General features: G+C 76.3%; 2 protein-coding genes and 1 pseudogene. All 3 read right to left on the minus strand.

The window, feature by feature from the left end:
• Positions 1-418: 418 nt before the first annotated feature.
• Entirely contained in the window at positions 419-1,285 is an 867-nt protein-coding gene (locus tag AOK09_RS35450; RefSeq protein ID WP_063796169.1) for a class I SAM-dependent methyltransferase, read from the minus strand.
• 123 nt (positions 1,286-1,408) lie between these two features.
• Positions 1,409-2,293 (minus strand): spermidine synthase, encoded by an 885-nt coding sequence (locus AOK09_RS35455; protein WP_055591301.1) that lies wholly within the window; start codon positions 2,291-2,293, stop codon positions 1,409-1,411.
• A gap of 66 nt (positions 2,294-2,359) precedes the next feature.
• Positions 2,360-2,930: pseudogene (locus AOK09_RS35460) on the minus strand (alpha/beta hydrolase); the annotation flags it as partial.

Here is a 2,930-nt window from a genome sequence, read left to right on the forward strand (position 1 = left end):
CCCGGGCGCACCGCCGAAGGCTCCCCGCCCGCCCCGGCAACGACCAGGCGGCGTACGGCACCGGCATGCCAGGCCCGCGGGGCCCCGCAGCGGCACCCGATCGCACCCTTCGGCCACCAGGCGTCGTGAGCCGTGAGCCGCAGGGAGGATCAGCCCGGCCTGCTGCTCGCCGCGGCTCCGGCAAGGACCTGGGCGTACTCCGCCACGCGAGGGAAAACGCAGCGCGATCCCCCTGGGCTCCGCCCCGGAACCTTGGCGTTCGGCCGCGGCGAGGTCAGGAGACGGAGTTGCGCAGCATGAACGCCCCCGCGGCACCACCGCCGGACGCACGGCCCTGCCCGTCGATCAGGTCCGCCGGGGCGCAGGCAGCGGAGTCCGGCCCGGGCCACGACAGGTGCCAGGCACGGCGGTCCGCCGGTCAGGACCGCACGGGCTGCTCGGCGAAGTCCAGGACGGTGACCGACGGTAGCCGTGCGGCCAGCGGCGGGACGGCCAGGGCCAGCGGCAGCAGAACGCCGACCAGCCCGCGCCCGCCGACCGGCCGGACGTCCCGCACTCCGGCGACTGCGGGGGTGGCGGTGCGCAGTTTGCCCCGCTCACCCGCGTCCATCCCCCAGGGCATCGGCGGCACCTGGTAGCCGTGACTGCGCATCCGGCCGCTCCGGGCGAGCCCGGCGAACCAGCGCGGCACGGCGTCCAGCACCAGCGAGCCGCCCGGGAAGTGCTCGGCGCACATGGCGATGACGTCGCGGACCTCGCCCGGGCGCAGATACATCAGCAGGCCCTGGGCGGTGACCAGGACCCCGTTGGCGGGGTCCACCTCACCCGTCCAGCGGCTGTCGGTGGCCGAGCAGGCCAGCACCCGCTGCCTCGGCTCGGCCGGGAGCAGCCGCTCCCGCAGCGCCGCCGACTCCGGCAGGTCGACCGCGAGCCACTGGGCCCGGCCGTTGTCGGCGCGCCAGAACTGGGTCTCCAGCCCCGCGCCGAGGGAGACCACGGTGCCGCGGGGGCGGCGCAGCAGGAAGTCGGCCACCTCACGGTCGAAGCAGCGCACCCGTAGCGCCTGGAGCTGGCCCTGCAGGCGGACCGCGGCCTCCTCCGGCGGGCCGAAGCGCTCCTGGAAGGGGTAGTCGATCTCCTCCACCAGTCGCACCGCCATGGGGTCGGGCAGCAGGGTGTCCGGTCTGCGGGCCTCCACCGCGCGGTGGTAGAGCGTCCAGAGAGCGGTTTCAGGAACCGGGCCGAGGTCGCCCGGGCTGCCGGCGGGCCGGTGGTCGGTGGTCATCCCCATGCCTCCTCCGTGGCGGGGCGCCGCGACCGTGCGGGCCCCGGGGGCATTCTCGCGGACGGCCGGCGGCCTCGCTCCGTCGGCCTTTGCCGCGCGGCCGCCGAGGACGGGGAGAAAGGGTCAGGAGAGGGTGAAGGCGCCGTCCGGAGGCGGCGGTGAGGGACGGGCGGCGGAGTCCGCCACCGGTGCGGCGTCCCCGATGAGTCGGTCCAGCTCGGCGCCGTGCACCACCCGGGCGGGGAAGGGGTCCGCGGCCAGCCGCCGGGTGAGCTCCGCGGTGGGGAGCGGTTCCCCGGACCCCACCAGCACCACATTGCCGAAGCGGCGGCCGCGCAGCACCGACGGCTCGGCGATCAGGCAGGTCTCCGGGAACACCGCCCGCACGGTGGCGGCCTGGGCCCTGGCGAAGTCCAGCGGCGGGCCGTCGGCCAGATTGACGGCGTAGCGGCCTCCGGGGCGCAGCACCCGGGCGGCCTCCCGGACGAACTCCTCGCTGGTGAGGTGCGCGGGCACCCGGGAGCCGCCGAAGACGTCCGCCAGCACCAGGTCGGCGGAGGCGTCCGGGGCCGCGGTCAGCGCCTCCCGGGCGTCACCGACCGTCACCTCGATCCGGACGCCCGGGTCGCCCTCCCACGGCAGCCGCTCGGCGACCAGGTCGACCAGCGGTCCGTCGATCTCCACGACCCGCTGGGGGGAGCCCGGCCGGGTGGCCGCGGTGTAGCGGGGCAGCGCGAGTGCCCCGCCGCCCAGATGCAGCACCGCCAGCGGGGTTCCGGGCCCGGCGGCGGTGTCGACCACATGGCCGAGCCGGCGGGCGTACTCGAACTCCAGATGGGCCGGGTCGTCCAGGTCCACATAGGACTGCGGGGTGCCGTCGAGCGTCAGCAGCCAGGCGCGGGGCCGGTCGACGTCCGGCAGCAGCCCCGCCGTGCCGAGGGCCACCGCCCGGTGCACCGGCAGGGGCTCCTCGTCGGGTTGCGTCGGATGTTGCTGCTCATCGGCCATCGGGCCATTGTCGGGCACCGGCGCGCCGCCCCGGAGCCCGCCCCCGGCGCTCCCCCCGGGCCAGGGTCAGCCGGCGGCCGGGAGGTAGGCGGTGAGCCAGCGATCGAGCTCCTGGAAGACCTGCTGCCGTGCGGCCTCCCCGGAGAGGACCAGGTCATGGACGCCGTCGGCGATCCGGACGGTGGTGATGTGGCGGCCCAGGCGCGGCGCGAGGGCCACGATGTCGTCGGCCCGCAGCACACCGTCGGTGGTGTGCAGCGCGGGATTCCACCGGGTGGCGGTGAGGGTGCTGGCGGTGGCGGCCATCAGCAGCACCGGGCAGTCGATGGAGAGTCCCCTACGCACCTGCCGGTGCCCCTGCTGGATGGCGGCCAGCCAGCCCGCGTAGACGCCGAACCCCGCGGCCGGTTTGAGGGCGAGGTCGAACTCCCAGGTGCCGCGGAAGTCGCGGTGCAGGCTGTGCACGTAGTGGGGGGCGGGCGGCATCGGCAGTCTGCGGGTGCCGGCCAGCCGGCCGAGGGCGTCGACGGCCGGGGCGCCGAGGGTGCGGACCAGGGGGCCGGCCGGCATGGAGAGAAAGGGGCTGTTGAGGAAGAGGGCGTCGACCAGGCCCTGCCCGGCGCGCCGGTGTGCCCAC

The sequence above is a fragment of the Peterkaempfera griseoplana genome (assembly GCF_001418575.1).
Taxonomy (GTDB): domain Bacteria; phylum Actinomycetota; class Actinomycetes; order Streptomycetales; family Streptomycetaceae; genus Peterkaempfera; species Peterkaempfera griseoplana.

Bases quoted from the DNA above. Each gene is read 5' to 3' on its own strand.
- AOK09_RS35450 (WP_063796169.1), bottom strand. From the start codon at position 1,285: ATGACCACCGACCACCGGCCCGCCGGCAGCCCGGGCGACCTCGGCCCG.
- AOK09_RS35455 (WP_055591301.1), bottom strand. From the start codon at position 2,293: ATGGCCGATGAGCAGCAACATCCGACGCAACCCGACGAGGAGCCCCTG.